The sequence below is a fragment of the Candidatus Obscuribacterales bacterium genome, from assembly GCA_019744775.1.
GTDB lineage: Bacteria > Cyanobacteriota > Vampirovibrionia > Obscuribacterales > Obscuribacteraceae > SBAT01.
In genome coordinates, this window is the sequence record JAIETZ010000013.1 from 100,203 (window position 1) to 117,038 (window position 16,836).

General features: G+C 47.2%; 16 protein-coding genes. 8 read left to right on the top strand and 8 right to left on the bottom strand.

Features of this window, described 5'->3' with window-relative positions; genetic code table 11:
- The first annotated feature begins 14 nt into the window (after nt 1–14).
- From K2Y22_17355 to K2Y22_17390, 8 genes are all read left to right on the top strand, one after another.
- Nucleotides 15–1,034 carry an NAD(P)-dependent glycerol-3-phosphate dehydrogenase gene (locus K2Y22_17355; protein MBX9880229.1) on the top strand — a complete coding sequence of 340 codons (1,020 nt, stop codon included), beginning with the start codon at nt 15–17 and terminating at the stop codon, nt 1,032–1,034.
- 4 nt (nt 1,035–1,038) lie between these two features.
- The gene (locus K2Y22_17360) at nt 1,039–2,346 is read left to right on the top strand and encodes a glycosyltransferase family 4 protein (GenBank protein MBX9880230.1); all 1,308 of its coding nucleotides are present in this window, start codon (nt 1,039–1,041) and stop codon (nt 2,344–2,346) included.
- Nucleotides 2,347–2,362: 16 nt separating this feature from the next.
- On the top strand, nt 2,363–4,930 hold the full coding sequence (locus K2Y22_17365; protein ID MBX9880231.1) for an NTP transferase domain-containing protein: 2,568 nt from the start codon (nt 2,363–2,365) through the stop codon (nt 4,928–4,930).
- Between the two features lie 82 nt (nt 4,931–5,012).
- Nucleotides 5,013–5,447: a hypothetical protein gene (locus K2Y22_17370; GenBank protein ID MBX9880232.1), complete on the top strand. Its 435-nt coding sequence runs from the start codon at nt 5,013–5,015 to the stop codon at nt 5,445–5,447.
- 112 nt (nt 5,448–5,559) lie between these two features.
- On the top strand, nt 5,560–5,772 hold the full coding sequence (locus K2Y22_17375) for a biotin/lipoyl-binding protein (GenBank protein MBX9880233.1): 213 nt from the start codon (nt 5,560–5,562) through the stop codon (nt 5,770–5,772).
- A gap of 21 nt (nt 5,773–5,793) precedes the next feature.
- The gene (locus tag K2Y22_17380; GenBank protein MBX9880234.1) at nt 5,794–6,732 is read left to right on the top strand and encodes a hydroxymethylglutaryl-CoA lyase; all 939 of its coding nucleotides are present in this window, start codon (nt 5,794–5,796) and stop codon (nt 6,730–6,732) included.
- Complete coding sequence (locus K2Y22_17385) at nt 6,729–7,550, top strand: enoyl-CoA hydratase/isomerase family protein (GenBank protein MBX9880235.1); 822 nt, start codon at nt 6,729–6,731, stop codon at nt 7,548–7,550. The genes K2Y22_17380 and K2Y22_17385 overlap by 4 nt, the downstream gene beginning before the upstream one ends.
- Before the next feature lie 16 nt (nt 7,551–7,566).
- Nucleotides 7,567–8,241: a molybdenum cofactor guanylyltransferase gene (locus K2Y22_17390; GenBank protein MBX9880236.1), complete on the top strand. Its 675-nt coding sequence runs from the start codon at nt 7,567–7,569 to the stop codon at nt 8,239–8,241.
- A gap of 6 nt (nt 8,242–8,247) precedes the next feature.
- Here the strand turns inward: K2Y22_17390 and K2Y22_17395 are convergent, their stop codons facing one another.
- The 8 genes from K2Y22_17395 to K2Y22_17430 form a co-directional block, all read right to left on the bottom strand.
- Nucleotides 8,248–9,045: a hypothetical protein gene (locus tag K2Y22_17395; GenBank protein ID MBX9880237.1), complete on the bottom strand. Its 798-nt coding sequence runs from the start codon at nt 9,043–9,045 to the stop codon at nt 8,248–8,250.
- A gap of 9 nt (nt 9,046–9,054) precedes the next feature.
- Nucleotides 9,055–9,819: a type 4a pilus biogenesis protein PilO gene (gene pilO, locus K2Y22_17400; protein ID MBX9880238.1), complete on the bottom strand. Its 765-nt coding sequence runs from the start codon at nt 9,817–9,819 to the stop codon at nt 9,055–9,057.
- An 8-nt stretch (nt 9,820–9,827) separates the two neighbouring features.
- Entirely contained in the window at nt 9,828–11,894 is a 2,067-nt protein-coding gene (gene pilM, locus K2Y22_17405) for a type IV pilus assembly protein PilM (protein ID MBX9880239.1), read from the bottom strand.
- A 35-nt stretch (nt 11,895–11,929) separates the two neighbouring features.
- Nucleotides 11,930–12,970, bottom strand: coding sequence for a prepilin peptidase (locus K2Y22_17410; GenBank protein ID MBX9880240.1), 1,041 nt, complete (start codon nt 12,968–12,970; stop codon nt 11,930–11,932).
- A complete protein-coding gene (locus tag K2Y22_17415; GenBank protein MBX9880241.1) occupies nt 12,971–13,756 on the bottom strand; it encodes an ABC transporter permease in 786 nt (261 codons plus the stop codon). It abuts the gene before it with no gap.
- A gap of 2 nt (nt 13,757–13,758) precedes the next feature.
- On the bottom strand, nt 13,759–14,526 hold the full coding sequence (locus K2Y22_17420; protein MBX9880242.1) for an ABC transporter ATP-binding protein: 768 nt from the start codon (nt 14,524–14,526) through the stop codon (nt 13,759–13,761).
- Entirely contained in the window at nt 14,507–15,394 is an 888-nt protein-coding gene (locus tag K2Y22_17425) for a sigma-70 family RNA polymerase sigma factor (GenBank protein MBX9880243.1), read from the bottom strand. The genes K2Y22_17420 and K2Y22_17425 overlap by 20 nt, the downstream gene beginning before the upstream one ends.
- Nucleotides 15,395–15,520: 126 nt before the next feature.
- Nucleotides 15,521–16,825, bottom strand: coding sequence for a type II secretion system F family protein (locus K2Y22_17430; GenBank protein MBX9880244.1), 1,305 nt, complete (start codon nt 16,823–16,825; stop codon nt 15,521–15,523).
- Between the last annotated feature and the right edge of the window lie 11 nt (nt 16,826–16,836).

Sequence of the window (16,836 nt, forward strand, 5' to 3'; positions counted from 1 at the left end):
GCTAAAATTTATCTATGGCAATCGAGCAAAATTCTTCTCGCATAGCAATTATGGGAGCGGGTAGTTGGGGATCCACTCTCGCTTGGCTTTTCTCGAATCACGGTCGTGAAGTTTCCATTTGGGTTCGGGAAACAGAAAAAGTCGCACTGAAAAAAGAGCACAGGCATCCAAAAGGCGGTGCCACAGTTCCTACTCTAGTTCGCATATCATCAGATATGGCCGAGGCAGTCAAAGGAGCCGAGGTTATACTCTTTTGTTGTACGTCCCAGTCGATGCGTGAGGTCGCCGGCAAATTCTATAAAGCCTGGCAGGCTCAAGAATCAAATGGCAATGCCAAACCAATTCTTGTCACGTGCGCAAAGGGATTTGAACTTTCCACTCTGAAGCGTATGACGGAAGTCTTAAAAGAGTGCGCACCTGGTTTTGCGGTAGCAGCGCTATCGGGGCCCAATTTAGCGGGTGAAATAGCTAAAGGGTTGCCAACGGCAACTGTTGTAGCGTCCGATGACGAGAAGACTGCCTCTGCTGTGCAAGTTGCTCTTTCCGTTTCGTCGTTTCGTGTCTACACCAATGATGATGTGATTGGCGTTGAATTGGGTGGGGCGTTGAAAAATATCTTTGCAGTTGCGTCCGGATGCGTTGATGGTTTGGGCTTAGGAGCTAACGCGAAGTCAACATTGCTCACGCGTGGCTTGGTGGAGATGATGCGCTTGTCTGGAAAGCTTGGCGCAAAGCCCTCTACCTTGACAGGTCTTGCCGGAATGGGCGATCTCTTTGCTACTTGTTCCAGTGAATTGTCTCGAAATTACAGACTCGGTAAACAAATGTCGCAAGGAGCATCGCTGGCTGACGTAATTAACAACTTGGGCGGAGTTGCCGAAGGAGTTTGGACTGCAGAGGCAGTTTGCGAAATGGCAAAGAATTTGGGAATTGATTTACCGATTGTGACGCAGATTAACGCCACAATTAAGGGAACAACTACACCAGAGCACGCGATTATGACCTTAATGACAAGACCTCTATCCAGTGAGTAGCAAAATGCCAAATAACAATCACCGCGATATCAAACCGGCAAACGGAACCAAAAGATTGCTCATGCTTTCCTGGGAGTATCCGCCGCGCATTATTGGCGGACTTGCTCGCGTTGTAGCTGAACTATCATACGAGCTTGTTAACTTGGGTTGGGAAGTTCATGTAGTTACAGCGGATCATCCCGGCGCTAAAGAGCATGAGATGGACAATGGTGTACATGTGCACCGTGTAAAAAATCAAACAGATTCCACACCGGACTTTTTGAATTGGGTTTCGCGTCTGAATTTTGGTCTTTTGCAATATGCAATTGAGTTGCATCGTAAAACGCCATTTTCACTTGTGCATGCTCATGATTGGATGGTGACTGATGCTGCATGGGTAATGAAGACAGGTTTTGGGCTGCCTATAGTCTCGACGATTCACGCTACAGAAGCTGGGCGCATGCATGGAATTCACAACGATGTTCAGCGTTATATACACCAAGTCGAATGGCGCCTTACGTTTGAATCCTGGGATGTGATTGTTAACAGTCAGCACATGCATCATGAACTTATGAGGCTGTTTGGAGTGCCGGCTGACAAAATTGTGGTCATTCCCAATGGTTGCTCACCTGAAAAATTCAATCAGTCATTTGATGTGCAAAAATTGCGCAGCCAATATGCAACTAATTCTGAGAAGGTTATTTTGTACGTTGGTCGCATGGTGCAAGAGAAGGGAGTGCAAGTCTTACTAGATGCAGCACCGCATATTCTGGCAGCGGTTCCTAACGCTAAATTTGTTTTTGTCGGCAGTGGTTATTTCCTCGATGAACTGAAAGCCAAGGCTGACTATTTGGGTGTCGGACATAAGTGCCGTTTCTTGGGTTACGTAAGCGATGAAGATTTGGTGCGCATCTACAAAATAGCTGATGTCGTTTGTATTCCTAGTCTTTATGAACCATTTGGCATTGTCGCTCTGGAGGGTATGGCAGCAGGTGTCCCCGTTGTATCTACAGACACTGGCGGTCTCACCGATTTTGTTGAGCACATGGTCACGGGAATTACAACTTACACAGGGGACGCCGGTTCATTGGCTTGGGGTGTTACAGAAGCTCTGCGCAACGAAAAGCTGGCAACTGAGCTCAAGAAAAATGCCTATGACAAAGTGACACACATCTACAATTGGAAAGTCATAGCAAAGCGCACAAACGAAGTCTATGAAAAAGTCCTGATGCAAGCAGCAGCCATGGGTGCTGACGGTGTTGCTTCTCGTCCTGAAAAACCAACTTTAAAGGCCGCCAAGGCCGTGGTGCCCCCGTCGATGGCCAGATCCTAAAAGGAGCTAGACAACAATGAAAGCCGTAATCATGGCCGGTGGTTCAGGCACCCGCTTGAGACCTTTAACCAGCGATTTGCCAAAGCCCATGGTACCCGTGGCTAATAAGCCTATGGCTGAGCATATAGTCAACCTTTTGAGAAAGCACAATTTCGACGACATCGTTTTTACGCTGCACTATTTGCCTGAAGCAATTGAGAATTACTTCGGTGATGGCAGTGAGTTTGGTGTCAACATTCGATACTCAACTGAGCACGGCAAGCCGTTGGGTACAGCGGGCTGTGTCAAAGCGATTCAAGATAATTTGGATTCAACTTTTCTTGTTATCTCAGGTGATTGTTTAACTGACATTGATTTGACCAAGGCCATTCAGTTCCATAAAGAGAAAAAATCCAAAGCAACAATTGTTTTGAAGCGTGTGGAAAATCCACTTGATTATGGCGTAGTCATAACCGATGGTGAGAATCGTATTCAACGTTTTGTGGAAAAACCGGGCGCATCGGAAATATTTTCAGACACGGTAAATTCTGGAATATACATACTGGAACCGGAAGTTCTGCTCTATATAATTATGGGCCGCGAGCAAGATTTCTCCAACGATCTTTTCCCATTGCTGCTTCTGCGCAATGAGCCAATGTATGGATACGTTGCTGATGGTTACTGGTGCGACATAGGCAATTTGGCTGTATATCGCCAAGCGCATCTGGATATTCTTGATGGCAAAGTGAAACTAGAAATTGCCGAACAACAAATAGTTCCCGGTGTGTTTGTTGGACAAGGGACAGAAATTGATCCCAAAGCTAATTTGGAAGCCCCAATATTAATAGGCAGCAATTGCCGTATTGGACGTGATACCCATTTGGGTCCACACACTGTGATAGGCGACAATGTCATTGTTCAAGAAAAGGTTTCACTGAAGCAGCCAATTATTTGGTCGGGTTCTTATATAAGCAACGAAGCACAACTGCGCGCCTGCATTCTCTGTAAAAGCGTGACTGTGCACAGAGGTGCAGAAATTCTTGAAGGTGCTGTCATCGGTGCGGACTCGTCTGTGGGACAAGAAGCCCATATTGCTCCGGATGTGCGAATCTGGCCCAATAAGTCAGTCGATTCAGGAGCCAGTGTAACTTCTTCTGTTATTTGGGGGACGCGTGCGCCGAGAAGCCTCTTTGGTGCTCGTGGAGTATCTGGACTGGTTAATGTGGAAATTACTCCGGAGTTTGCTGTTAATTTGGCGGCGGCTTATGGTGCCACTATTAAAAATGGACCCGTGCTTGTCAGCCGCGACTATTGGGGCGTCAGTCGCATGATCAGCCGAGCAATTGTCTCTGGGTTGATGTCTGTCGGTGTTGAGGTGCAAAACCTGGAAGCGATGCCTTTGCCGATTGCTCGTTTCTATGTGAAAACACAAAGAGCGGCAGGTCTCATTCATACGCGAGTTTCGCAGCGTGAAACTGACAAGATCGCCATTGAGTTTTTCAATAGCGATGGAACGGTAATATCTAAATCAATGGAGCGCAAGATTGAAGGTACCTTCTTTAAGAAAGACTTTCCGCGCTGCTTGCCGGCTGATGTCGGAAATATTAGTTATCCAAGTCGCGTGCGCGAATACTACATGGCCGAATTCTTGACCCACATAAAAGGTCAGGTGTTTGAACAAGACAAAGTGGCATTCTGTGTGATGCCCGGTTCGACATTCACACGTATGACCAAAGATGGTTCGTTTACCACGCGTGCGCCAAAGGTTGCAGTTGATTATGCGATGGCTGAAACTGGCGTAATCTTGCCTGACTTGCTTGGTCAATTAGGTGTGGAAACCGTTGTCTTGAACGCTTCTATCCGTGGTGTGCCGCCACGGCAAGAAGAGCGCATTGCCATGCGCAAGCAATTAGCTGATGTTGTAAAAGCTTTGAAGGCTGATTTGGGTATCCAGATTGGTCGCAATGGTGAGCAAATAACTCTCGTTGACGAAACAGGACAAATTATTCGCGGTGAATTACTGCTTGCCACAATTGTCGATATCGTTTTACGCGACAAACCAGGGCGCTCCGTTGTTGTGCCTGTAAATTCCAGCTCTGTAATAGAGCGCATTGCCGCTCGCTACGGCTCGAAAGTTGTGCGCTGCAAGGCATCGGAAACAGAAATTGGCGTGACGGTTTCGCAACTTTCCGATGCTGCTCTAGGGGGCTCGTCCAATGGATGTTTTGTTTTCCCGGAATTCCAAAATGGCTATGACGCTATGTTTGTCATAGGTCAGGTCTTGGAGCATCTAACATATCAAGGACGCACACTGTCGCAGGCGGTTAATCAGTTGCCGACGCTTATTTATCAAGTTGATTCGGTGCACTGTCCATGGGAACGCAAGGGACGCGTTATGCGTTTGCTGGTGGAAAAACATCACAACAAGCCCATGGAACTTCTTGATGGTGTTAAGATTCAGACTAGGCCGGAGCACTGGATTCTAGTGCTGCCGGATCCGGTCGATCCCCTCGTCCATGTATATGCCGACGGTATTGACCTGCAATCAACTTCGGCGGACTTAAATGAGTACACCCAGCTGGTTCGATACCTGCAACAAGTTTAAGTTTCTGATTAAATCGCCCTTTAAGTGGTAATAGATCTATATAGAAGGCTCTAATGGCCTGGTTTTGAGGTAATTATCAGTCGTGCCCAGTATTAACCCCGATGTATTAAAGCAAACGCTTGAGCACTTTGCCGAGCAAGAAGCTGCAGTTGACGCTGAAATTCAGCAGTCTGAAGAGCAGATAGCTGAGCTGGAAGCCAGAATTGTCGAATGTGGCGAGCGCTTGAAAACGGTCGAGGCGGACAGGGATCATGTCATGGAAATCATGAATCGCTATGCCTCGAAATCGGCTACTAGCGAGGCTAAACCACCGGCTAAGGCGGAAAAAGCTGAAGCTAAAGCCGCTCCAGCAGCGCCCAAAGCCCAGCAAGGCACTGCTAAACCTATTAAAGAACCACCAAAAGCAGCTCCTAAAGCTCAACCGGCTGCCGCTGAAGAGAAAAAGGCGGAAGAAGCCGAGGGTGATGACGACACCGTCAAGAACATCAACGACGCGCTACGTGGTCTCTTTAGATAATTCTTTTGGCGAAAATTAAACCGCATCTGATAACATTGAGGGCGTTGCGCATTCCTATGTATCTCAATGTAGATTGTCGCGATTTCCTATTGTAGATTTGGCGGGTGGAAAAGTGAGTGAAGTAACGGCCATGATGGCTGGCATCGTAGTAGACGTTCTTGTCAAAGTCGGCGACGACGTGAGCGACGGACAAGATGTCGTCATACTTGAATCAATGAAAATGCAATTGCCGGTTCATTCAACTGGTGCAGGAAAAGTAGCCGAAATAAAAGTCGGCACTGGTGACTTTGTTAACGAAGGCGATGCTCTGCTGTCACTTTCCTAGAACGTAACGAGAAGGTTCGAAATGTTCGAGAAGTTGCCTGGACAAGTTACGGTATTCGAAGTTGGTCCACGCGATGGGCTGCAGAATGAAGAGCGCTTTGTGCCGACTGCGGACAAAGTTCGCTTGATTGAAGCGCTGGCCTCTGCTGGTCTGAAAAATATAGAAATTACTTCTTTTGTCAGCCCGAAATGGATACCGCAATTGGCTGACGGCGCTGATGTTGCAGCTTTATTGAAGTTGCCTGCTGATGTAATTACATCTGCCCTTGTGCCTAACTTGAAGGGGCTGGATTCCGCTCATGCTGCCGGCGTGCGCAAAGTAGCGGTATTTATGTCTGCATCTGAAAGTCATAGCAAGCGCAACATAAATAAAACAATCGACGAAGCTGTCACGACACTTTCTGAAGTGGTAATTGCCGCTAAGGAAAAAGGACATTTGGTTCGGGGTTACTTGTCTGTTGTATTTGAATGTCCGTATGAAGGATCTGTTGATCGTAATCAAGTTGCGCGATTGGTTGAGCGTTTGCTTTCTATGGGTATCGATGAACTTTCACTGGGTGACACAATTGGTGCGGCAACACCTGGACAAGTTGCAACGCTGGTTAAGTTGTTGTCCAAGAGCGTGCCGTTGGAGAAAATGGCGCTGCATTTTCATGACACTAGAGGTACGGCATTGGCAAATGTCGTTGCCGGATTGGAAAGCGGCGTGACAACATTTGATGCTTCTATCGGCGGTATGGGCGGTTGTCCTTATGCGCCTGGCGCTGCCGGCAATTTAGCGACGGAGGATTTGATTTACATGCTCAATGGCTTGGGCGTGAAAACAGGAGTTGATCTAAATAAACTAGTTGATTGTGGTGCTCTTGCGCAAGAAATCATCGGTAGGCAATTGCCGGGAAGATATTTGAAAGCAGCACTGGCATCAAGAGACAAGGCGAGTTGCGTGGAGGCTAAGAAGTGACGGCAATGACTATGACTGAATCACTAATTGTTGAAAAGCAAGGTTCAATAGCTTTTCTCAAACTCAATCGTCCGGATGTGCTCAACAGTCTCAATAGAGACTTGTTGACCAATCTTCTCAAAGCCTGCGATGAGCTGAGTTCTGACAAGGATTGCCGTGTGGTTGTGATTATTGGCTCCGGCACAAAAGCTTTCTGTGCAGGCGCTGATCTTGCCGAGCGCAAAGGTATGACTGAAGGACAAGTTTTGGATTACTTGAGCTTGATTCAAAAAACAATGCTGGCGGTTGAGCGTCTGCCTCAAGTAGTAATAGCTGCCATCAACGGATCGGCTTTTGGTGGTGGTACAGAATTGTCTCTAGCTTGTGATTTGCGCATGATGGTTGAAGAAGCGAGTTTGCGATTGACTGAAGTAAAACTTGGAATTATTCCTGGTGCCGGTGGCACTCAGCGTTTGCCTCGTCTAATCGGCAAGTCAAAAGCAAAGGAATTAATTCTCACGGGTTCACCTATTTCAGCTAAGGATGCGCAAGCTTTTGGGCTTGTGCACCGTGTTGTCCCGGCGGCAAGTGCAGGCAGTGGTGCCTACCACCAGGAATTGCTGAAACAGGCAGAAGACTGGGCGAAAGAAATAGCTAACAATGCGCCACTTGCTCTAAAGCAGGCAAAATATGCCATAGACAATGGATTTGATAGAGATCTCGAAGCTGGATTGGCAATCGAAACAAAAGCTTATCTTCAATTGCTCAATACAAAAGATCGTTTGGAAGGCTTGAAAGCATTTGCAGAAAAGCGCCCCCCACAATACACTGGCGAATAACAGACAGGAGAGGAACATGTTCAAGGGTGGAAATTTGATGGAAGCATCCCTAGATAGACAGCATCCGGATATTCTTGACACCGCTGGTCGTGAGACTTTGCCTTTGCCTGTCACCGGACTAATTCTATGTGGCGGCAAGAGCAAGCGTATGGGCAGACCTAAGGCGTTTCTGCCTTATGGTGGACGCACAATCGTTGAACATCTAGTCGACAGATTTACAAAATTGTTCGACGAAGTATTTCTTGTTGCTAATGAGCCGGATGCCTTTTCGCAAATGACCGTTGATGTTGTAAAAGATATTTTGCCTAACCGCGGACCCGTTTGCGGCATTCTTTCAGGACTGTTGGTAGCAAAGCATGAGCATGTTTTTGTTGTTGCTTGCGACATGCCTCTTATAGATAGAAAATTGGTCAGGGAAATGTCTCGCCAGAGGCGTGATTATGATGTCGTAGTTCTGGGACACGATGGCGAAGTTGAACCGTTACTTGGCTTCTATGCCAAGTCCTGCGTAAAACCGTTGGAAGATGCGTTGTTTGCCGGGAAAAATGCAGTGCATGAAGTGCTAACAGGTGTCTCGGCGAAGGTGTTTGACTATAAGCAAGTGGTCAATACATCCGTGCAATTGCCGGCATATTTCAATGTCAACACACCTTTGGATTATTCCGAGCTTTTAGCTAATACAACCAGATAAAAGCGCCTAGCGAATACGCTCAAGAGTCTTCACTGAGCGTTCGCCATCTTCTTCAATAGTCACGCTATCAGGTGCAACTCGGACGACTTCCAGTGACTCAAACTTTTCTCCACTGCCTAATGTAATTGTGGGCGGCCATTTGTTGTCTGCGCGAAGACGTCCATCGGTTATTTTGAGCACAGCCCGGTCGGCCAAAACAGCTACTAGGCGTACCTTGTGCGAGAGCATTGGCCTTGACGGTGGTTCAGGTATTTGGTCTGAGGCAAGCACTGGTGGGGCATAAGTATGTACAACCGGTGGCGGAGGCGGCACGAGCATGCGTTTGCTCTTGATTGGAGCAGTAGGTGTTTCCTCGTCCAGTGAAGCGCCGTGGCTCGGAAACGGCTTCAATCCAGTTATTCCAATAAAAGGATCCTTTCTTCCAGCACCCTTTCGTGCGACTACCTCGGCGTCAACGCGACCAGTAGCAGCAATTTTTGTTGGTTCTTGCGCTTGCGCAGGCACTGCAGGCATTGGCGTCTGGTTCGTGCCGGTCATTGTTGTAGTCGGGGGTATCGTTGGCTGTGGCATTGTATTACCAGGTTGGCGAACCGGTTCGGCCATGCCAACCTTAAACTCCGGCGAAGGCGGTTTTACAGCTACCACAGCCATCTTCTTGATTTTTGTACGTTTCGCCTTTATTGGTCTGTCGGTAATTTCTTCTTGTTTTGCAATTTGTGCATTTTGCCAAACATTGACGCCGCCGATGAGCAGAGCGCCGGCGAGTATTAACAGTAAGATTCGTGTTCGCTTGCTATCTGGCATCTTTCATCTCTAAGGTAAATAGTATGTCGTCAAAAGAAAGGAGATGTCCAATTTCTTGTTCAGCTCAACCTGCATTTTTTTCTTGTCGGATGCGCTCATCTCCGGTAAGTCAATTTCAAGTTGGTTGATACCAATTACACGTTGATAGGCTTCCAGTTTTTTCATCAACTCAACAAATGATGGATAGTCGCCCGTTACGCTACATTGAACCAGCAATGTGTTTAGTCCAGCTTCTTGTTCTGGGGTGAGTACTTCTTTGGGCTTTTCTTTAGTCTTGCCTTTAGCCTTCTTGTCCTTCTTGTCCTTATCTTTTGCCTTGTCTTTATCCTTATCGGGACCGCTTATAGCCTCTGACTTATTCTTGCCGCCTAAAGACAACTTGCCTCCGGATTTTTCCAGTGCTTGTTGTTGTTCTTTGTCCTCTTGAGCAATTTCTTTTAATTTATCTTTGCCTGGTGGTTGGACACTGACCAAGTCCATTCCTGACTCCTGGCACATTCTTTCCACATCAATCATCAAAAGATCGATATCGGGTGCTTTCGGTACGGAAGCTCGTAGTGCTTCTATTTCTACTTCAAGTTTCTTTTGATCATCCTTGAGTTTGTTGAGGTTGGTAATTTTGCTTTTCAGAACTACTTGTTCTTTGGATTTATCCTTTAATTCCTGATCTTTAGCCTGCCAATCAGTAACTGCCTGACTGGTAACGGCAAACCACATTACAGCCGCCAACGCGAATGGCAAGGCGCAGACTAAGATTTTTTCTCTAAGTTGCATTTATCACCTCACCTGCTACTGCCATTTTGTGCAACGGTATAAAGACGTGACATAGCCTTCATTAATGCATCGCGACCCTGGAAGCCAACCATGTGATCCAAAACTTGTCCCTGTTGTCCAAGGAAAAACATATTGGGTACGGCACGAACGTTGTAATGCTCAACTAGTGCTTTATTTTTTGGATCGTCAATATCGATGGAGACAAATTCAATCTTGTCTCCATATTGACGTTGCGCTTCTTCTACGTGCGGCTTCAATGCTTTGCATGGGCCACACCAGGTAGCATAAAAATCCAAAAATTGTGGTTTGGAGGATTGTGGACGACTAGAAATTGCATTCGGTACATTTGGCGCTCCTGGCGCTGTTCCAGGCAATGCATTTACCGGATTGATTATTCTTTCAGGAGTTATGGCTGCCGTGATAGCAAAGTTGATAATGCGCGGATCTTTTTCTTCTCGGGATGCTGATTCCACCTCAACTGTCGGAGCAAGATGCGACCCTTCAATGTTGATTGCCAGGTGGCTGACGCCTTTGAAATCAGTTGCGTGTCCTTCCAGGCGCAGCGTGCGCTGTGACAAGACAATCTTTCTTATCTGCACGCCTTCCGGCGTATCAGTTCTTATGGTTTCCAGAGTCTGTGACCAAGGGTGTCTTTCCTTGATGATATTTACCAGAATTACTTTGCGCCGTTCTAACTGCTCGGTGGCTTCTTTTATCTCGGGCAATTGTTTTAGCTGGACTTTCTGTCTGTCAAAATCCGCCTGTTGACGGTCAATTTGAGCTTGTTTTTGTGGGATATCGACTTGTGTGGCATAAGCCCAGAATCCGGCTACCCCGAGAAGAATAGCAGTGCCCACAGCCAGTGCAGGCATAAACCACGGAGTAGTTTCTTCAGCTACGACAGAAATTCCGGCAACAGGACCCAAGCCTTCCAGCAGAGTTGCTGATGGTCCTTCTCTATTTAAATCAAGATCCACAGTTGAGACAGGCGACCAGGCCGGCTCAACCAAAAGTCCCAACGGCAATGCGTAGACTGCTCGCTGGTTCATAGGGATAAGTTCAGAGTTAACCAAATTCTGGAACGGATCAATTATTGTCGAAGGGATATTTAGCCTTGTCTGCAAGAAGCGATCTACTTGCGGAACTATAGAACCTGGACCGGAAACATACATCTCCTGAATTTCCACTTCACCGACTTGCGAACGATAGAAATCAATCGAACGAATAATTTCATCGGAAATATCACCAAGTACAGTTCGGGCGATTTGTGCTGCTTGAGTGAGAGCAGCGTCATTGCTGGTTGTTTGCAAAAGAGGAATGTGCGGAGCTAAACCGCGCGCTTCCATCACTGTAATGTCCAGACTACGCGCAATGGATTCCGTTAAGGTGTCCATACCCAGCACAACAGAGCGGCTGAATAACGGCGTGCCTGCCTTCAGGAAATTGATGTCTGTGCCGTCGTGACGGACGGAAACTGACATAGTCAGTTTGTCATCTTGTACGCCGTATCCGGCAAAAGCCAATGCTCTAATTGTCGACAGTGACGAGACACTTATAGTGTTTAATGGAATGCCTACAATGTCTGAAACATGCCAGAAAGAATCCACAATGTGTTTTTGGATAGCTGCCAAAATTACATCGACTCTTTGTACGCCATCAACATCCGTGCGCTCAGAAGCTGGCAATAAGGACCAATCAAGATTAGCTTCTTCCAGTGGAAACGGCACGTGATGCAAGGCTTCTTGCCTGACAACGTCGGCAAGTTCTTCCGGCGGAATACCTGTTGGTACAGGCAGCAAACGAATAATTACTGATTGCCCAGGTGCGGCCACGTTTAGAAGCGGTAACGGCCGGGCTATTTTGATACCGGCTGATTGGATTACTTCTTTCAGTGTATAGCCGACTGCTTCCGGATCAACAATAATTCCTTCACGAACGGAGTTGACCGGGCTTGGCTGATAGGCAAAACGGACGAATTCAATGCCCCTTTTGGTCTTCTCGACCTGGATAAGGGTAATTGTCTCACTATTAATATCGACGCCCAGCTTTGGGCCTGTCTTATTTAGGGAGAACACTGACTATCAAACCCCGCTGCGCGCATCCAAAGTCATTATCTATCACCTGCTTGAAAGATGCCACCGCCAGTCCAAAAAATGGCGGCCATTGCCCCTGCTGCCAGCGCCGGACCAAAAGGAAATGGCTTGGAGACCTTGCTGCCGACTGAAATAAAGCCGAGCATACCGCCGGCGATTGCCCCCAGGGCGCAAGATCCCAGCCATGGCGTAGATAAAGCAATCCCGCCGGCCGCCATTTGAAAGGCGCCTAGAATGGCTCCCACAATAACAATCCCCAGGGATGCTCCGAACAGCACAGGTCTTAGGCACTGGCTGATAATCCCGTGCTTGTACATTTCGCGTGCCAAATAAATGACACCCATTATGGTGCCGACCAGAAATCCAATAATTAGAGCAACGAGTAATTTCTGCCAACCAAGCCAGGCGGATATCACCGCCGATAGTACCGCGTCGCCACCGCCCATTACTTCTATCTCTTCATTTTCAGCATCTGCTTCCGCCAGAGCTTCGCCGGCTTCGACTGGTGGCGTTTTGTGGAAACACAAATACCATTTCAGTCCGTAGTGAGCGATGAAATCAAAGAGGATGTAACTTATGCCTATGCCTGCAAGCGTTCCTAAAAGATCATTGCGAATGAAATGACTGTAGGCGATACCCACAAGCATCGAAGGGTAGGTGATGTCATGCGGTATCAGTTTTTCTCTTAAATCGGTTACGGTTATCGCAATTAGCGTAGAGGAAAATGCCATCATTGCTGCCGTTTGCCAGGTTGGACCAAACGTCTTAAATAGGATGATGAAAATTATTGCCGTAAAAAATTCTACAAGTGGATACTGAATGGAAATCTTAGCCTGGCAGAAGCGGCATTTCCCTTTGAGGATGAGATAAGAAATTATTGGAAAATTGTCGTACCACTTAATGCTTTTATTGCACGACGGGCAATGCGACGGCGGCCACAATATGGACTCATTTGCCAATGTGCGCGATGCCAGAACATTCAAAAAACTGCCGCAAGCAAGACCAAGAATTACAACCAGGACATCTTGGGTAAGCTGTGAATTGAGGTCTATTGGCATCTAGGAAAATTCGCGTCGTTCGGTAATAAGTGTTGACAGAGCAAGCAGTAAAACTATATAGGCCATGATATAGGCAACCAGATAAGTAATCAATTCAGAACCGGGATTGACACCACTTGTTAAATCCGAGCGTACTAGAGTTAGTTTTGCCAGATCGGGCATGACCCAATAGGCAGTTTTTAGAATGAGCTTTGTCGAGGCTGAGTCTGTAATCTGGGCCAGAGCAAGCAGTGACTGTCCCAGATGTCCTATCAACCAGGCGCCTAGTGTAAATACAACACTCATCATTGGGGTGGCAAAAGTTGAGAAGAATGTTGCTATTGCCGTTATGAACAGCAATTCCAAATAAATAAGCGGCAGCGAATAGATTAAATCGAAATTGATCTTCTGATCAGGCGACATGTACCAAGCTAATGCCACAAGAAAGCTGCCCATAAGAATGGTCACGATTAAAAGACAAATTGCCAGACCAAGAAATTTCCCCAAGACAAATTGCCAACGTTTGATCGGTTTGGTGACAATTAGGTAGATGGTGCGTTTTTCAATTTCCTTATAGACAAGCGCAGTGCCGACAAAAATTGCAATAATGCCACCAAAAACGGAAATGGTGGCAAGCCCCAGATCTACAAGAATGCGCAGGTTCTGCCCGACTGATAAACTTCCCAGGACAATTCCTGCCAAGGTCAAAATAAAGGCAAACAGCAAAAATGCATAAAGTACACGATCGCGCACCGTTTCACGCAGTGTGTTTAGAGCAATTGTCATAACGGCGTTAATGGCGTTCATAATTAGTTGCCCTTCTTATGATTTGCTTCCGCTTCTTGAATGGTGGCAAGGAAGAAGTCCTCTAGTTTTAGGTAGTTGCCACCGGCAGTAATGTCGGAAACCTTGCCTTGGTAGATTAGCTTGCCTCTGTTGAGAATACCTATGCGATCACAGACTTCGCTTACATCAGGCAATAGATGTGAATTAAAAAATATGGTCTTGCCTTCACTCTTTAGTCTGTGCAAGATAGTCCGCACATCTCGCCTGCCGATTGGATCAAGTCCGGATGTCGGTTCGTCCCAAAAGATAAGTTCCGGATCGTTCAAAAGAGATTGGGCAATTCCCAGGCGCTGCATCATCCCTTTGGAGAATTTGCCAATTGGCCTTTTGGCCGCATCAGTCAGACCGACTAGTTCTAAAAGTTCTTTGGCTCTTTCTTTCCTTTGCTTGTTAGGCAAAGCAAATAGACGTCCGGAGAAATCAAGGAATTCTTGTGCGCTTAAATAAGAATAGAAATAAGGAGCTTCCGGCAAAAATCCCACTCGAGCGAGTGCTCGTGTATCGCCTGCGTCGTATCCCAAAACTTTTACTTCGCCGGATGTCGGGCGCAAGAGGCCGAGGAGTAATTTGAGCGTTGTTGTCTTGCCGGCGCCGTTTAGTCCGAGCAAGCCAAATGTCTCGCCTTTACCTATTGTCAGGCTCAGTTGGTCTAGAGCCTGAAATCGTTTTCTCAAAAAATTGCTGAAGTGTACTTTGCCTAAGTTGACTGTTTCAATGACGGCTTGGGTCATGGTTGTTCTTTTGGCTGGCGCCCTTCTTGCTTTGGGTGATTATCTTGTACAGCTCGCTTGTTGCTGCTCTCAGTCTTCTGGAAACTTGCATTTGAGATATCCCTAGGCGGCGAGCGACTTCAGTTTGGCTCAAGTCCTCATAGAAAGTCAACTCAACAACCTCACGCAAACCATCGCGCAATTGCTTGATAGCTTCGCCCAGCATGAAACGGTCTTCTTTGGCTATTTGCAAATTCTGGTATTTGCCGTCAACCAAGGTGTCAACAAGAGACTGCTCGTTGCCGGCATCTCCTGTTAAGGCTTGGTCAAGGGAAATCATCGTACGGCGTCTGTCTACCTCATAGGCTTCGTTAACGCGCGATACCGGGATTTGCAGCTCGCCGGCAATTTCCACATCGGTGGGCTCTCTGCCCAGGCGCAATGTCAGGTTTTGCACCAAACGGTTGATGCGGAAGGACAATTCCTGCAATTCTCTGGGAGCACGGATCATTGCCGTCCGGTCTCTTAAATAGTGGCGTATTTCGCCTGTTACTAAGTGGGTAGCATAAGTCTGAAACTTAGCTCCGGCATCAGGCTTAAACTGGTCCACAGCCTTGATAAGCCCAATTGAGCCCACTTGAATCAAATCCTCGACAGGGTCAGTCGAACGGCGGGCTAAGCCGTAGGCAATACGCTTAACAAGCGGAATTGCCGCCTGGATGACAGCATCACGTACAGCTGGATCCCTTGTCTCGGCATAGACTTTCAGCCACTGATGAATTTGATCGTGGCTTCTGTCCTTTTCGGACCTATCAGACCCCGGTCCGAGGTCTACTTTCTGCTCGAGTGCCGGTTCTTCCGGCGGCGTTGGCTGCGTTTTTTCTTGCAAGCTCCGGTGCACCATTTATTGCCTCGTGACGACTAATTTATATTGTAATTGATTGTAATCGGCATTGAAAAGCAAAGGCAAGATCTTTGACGGCTTAACCTGACCAATCTTTATGATTTAAGGCGATTATTTAACCTGGTTGATAATGGTGAAGATGGGCAGGTACATGCCGATAACGACAGCGCCTACGATTCCGCCAATGCCTACAACCATGATTGGCTCAAGCAAAGAGGTAAGGGCTTCTACCGAGTTTTCGACCTCAACATCGTAAAAGTCGGCGATTTTTTCCAGCATCTCATCCATACGACCGGTTTCTTCACCAATGGCAACCATCTGTGTGACCATGGGTGGAAAGATTGGATCTCTGGAAAGGGGTTTGGAAACCGTTCCACCCTGTCGTACTTCGTTGTGTACGTTTTCAATGGAGCGCATTATTACAGCATTTCCGGCCGTCTCCTTAACTACTTCCAGCGAAGAGAGCATTGGGACGCCTGAGTGAATTAATGTGCCGAATGTGCGAGAAAAACGAGCGATAGCCACCTTCTTTAAAAGATCGCCGAATATAGGCAGCGTCAGGAGAAAAGCATCAATTTTGTAGCGGCCGTCTTCAGTCTGATACCACTTAGCAATACCGGCACCAGCTCCTAAAGTAGCCAGAAATAGAATTAGCATCCATATGGATCGAACAAAGTCCGATAAGGACAAAAGCAGCTGGGTGAACGCAGGCAACTCTGCGCCCATTTCCGTAAACATCTTGGAAAAAATAGGCAGAATGAACGTAAGCATGCCCCACAAAACCAGTAGAGCAACCAGCAATACAGCAATTGGATAATACATTGCTGATTGTACCTTCTGCGTAAGTCTTGACGCAGACTCCTGAAATTCGGCTAATCGAGCGAGAACTTCATCGAGAATACCGCCTGTTTCGCCGGCGCGAATCATTGCCACGAAAAGCCGGTCAAACACATCTGGGTGGTGGGCCATGGCATCGGATAAAGAAAGACCTTGTTCAACGGATTTACGCACAGATTCAAGAGTGGCTTTCATTTTTTTGTTTTCGCATTGCTCGACCATGACGGACAGCCCGCGCAGAATAGCTACACCCGCTTTCACCATTGAGGCAAATTGGCGTGAAAATACAACAAGATCCTTAAGTCCGACTCGTGGCTGTAGAAGCGCTACAACTTGAGTCATTATCGGGCTTGATGCGCCCTGAGTACCAAATGTCTTTTTAGCGGCTTCAAAAATTGCGTCCGCTGCAACGTCCTGGGGTTTTGCTGCCGCATCCGATGTCTTTTTTGCGCGTATCTCAACAACACTCATGCCGCGACTGGCCAAACGCGCACGCAAGGCCGACGGTGATTCGGCCTGTGCTGTGGCTTCCAAAACCCGCCCTGTTCTGTCTCTAACTCTGTATATGAATTCGACCAACTAGCTAACTC